Origin of the sequence: Streptomyces sp. ADI95-17 (genome assembly GCF_003846175.1) — a bacterium.
GTDB classification, from domain to species: Bacteria; Actinomycetota; Actinomycetes; order Streptomycetales; family Streptomycetaceae; genus Streptomyces; species Streptomyces sanglieri.
Map to the genome: position 1 here is coordinate 34541 of NZ_ML123053.1, position 1726 is coordinate 36266.

Annotated in this window: 1 protein-coding gene; it reads left to right on the top strand. The window is 72.3% G+C overall.

Going from position 1 to position 1726, the window contains the following annotated elements; all coding sequences use genetic code 11:
- Positions 1 to 1726, top strand: a 1726-nt coding sequence (locus EES42_RS39485) for a beta-ketoacyl synthase N-terminal-like domain-containing protein (RefSeq protein ID WP_124723183.1), incomplete at both ends; no start/stop codon positions are given.

Consider the following 1726-nt stretch of genomic DNA (forward strand, 5'->3'; position numbering starts at 1 on the left):
GCACCTCGACGCCCTGTTCGGTGACCCGGACAACGGCGGGTATTTGGGCGACGGTGAAGACCTGGACGCCTTCGTGCTGTTCTCGTCGATCTCCGCCGTCTGGGGCAGCGGTGGTCACGCCGCCTACGCTGCGGCCAACGCCCACCTCGACGCCCTCGCGCAGGACCGGCGTTCCCGTGGCCTGACCGCGACCTCCGTCAGCTGGGGGCCGTGGGGCGAGGGCGGCATGATCGAGGACGTCGGCGAGGCCGAGCTGCGAAGGCGCGGACTGCCCACGCTGGCACCGGAGTCGGCGGTCACCGCGCTCCACCAGGCGCTGACGGAGGACGACACCCATGTCGCCGTCGCCGACATCGACTGGGAGCGGTTCGCGCCCGCGTTCACCGCGATGCGCCCGAGCCCGCTCCTCACAGGCCTGCCCGAGGTGCGCGACCTCGCGGAGAGTCCCGAAAACGCCGCCGGGGGCGCGCACGGCGACGCGGACTCCGCGCTGCGGCGACAGCTCGCCGGCCTCTCCACCGCCGAGCGTGACGCCGAACTGCTCGAACTGGTGCGTCGCGAGACCGCGGCCGTCCTCGGGCACCGCAGCGCCGACGCGGTGCCGGCCGACCGGGCGTTCCAGCAGCTGGGCTTCGACTCGCTCACGGCGGTCGAACTGCGCAACCGGCTGACCAAGGAGTCCGGTCTCTCCTTGCCCGCCACCCTGATCTTCGACTACCCGACCCCGGGGGTACTCGCCAGACATCTCAGGACCGAGGTGTTCGGCGACGGCGTTGTCGCGGCGGACAGTGCGCCGGTGGCCGTGGACCGCGCCGACGACCCGATCGTCATCGTCGGCATGAGCTGCCGGTTCCCCGGCGGCGCGGAGTCTCCGGAAGCGCTGTGGGAGCTGCTCACGGCCGGTGCCGACGGTATATCGGGCTTCCCGGAGAACCGTGGCTGGGACCTGGGTTCGCTGTACGACCCGGACCCCGACGGCGTCGGCACCTCCTACGTCGCAGAGGGCTGCTTCCTGCATGACGCGGCGGATTTCGACCCGGCGTTCTTCGGGATCTCGCCGCGTGAGGCGCTGGCGATGGACCCGCAGCAGCGGCTGCTCCTGGAGACCTCCTGGGAGGTCTTCGAGCGGGCGGGCATCGACCCGACGTCACTCAGAGGCGACCGTATCGGTGTGTTCACCGGCACCAATGGCCAGGACTACGGCTATGTGCTGGGCGGCGCGGGCGACGAGGTCGTGGGCTACGGCGCCACGGGCAGCTCGGCCAGCGTCCTGTCCGGCCGCGTCTCCTACACGCTGGGCCTTGAGGGTCCGGCGGTGACGGTGGACACCGCGTGTTCGTCTTCCCTGGTCGCCCTGCACCTCGCGGCGCAGGCCCTGCGCGACGGCGAGTGCTCGATGGCGCTGGCGGGCGGCGTCACCGTCATGTCGATGCCGGGCACGTTCGTGGAGTTCTCCCGGCAGGGCGGCCTGGCTCCCGACGGCCGCTGCAAGGCGTTCGCCGAGTCGGCGGACGGCACGGCCTGGGGCGAGGGCGTGGGCGTGCTGCTGGTCGAGCGTCTCTCGGACGCCCGCCGCAACGGCCACGAGGTCCTCGCGGTCGTCCGCGGTTCGGCGATCAACCAGGACGGCGCTTCCAACGGCCTGACCGCCCCCAACGGACCGTCCCAGCAGCGTGTCATCCGCCAGGCCCTCGCCGGAGCCGGCCTGTCGGCGGCGGACATCGAC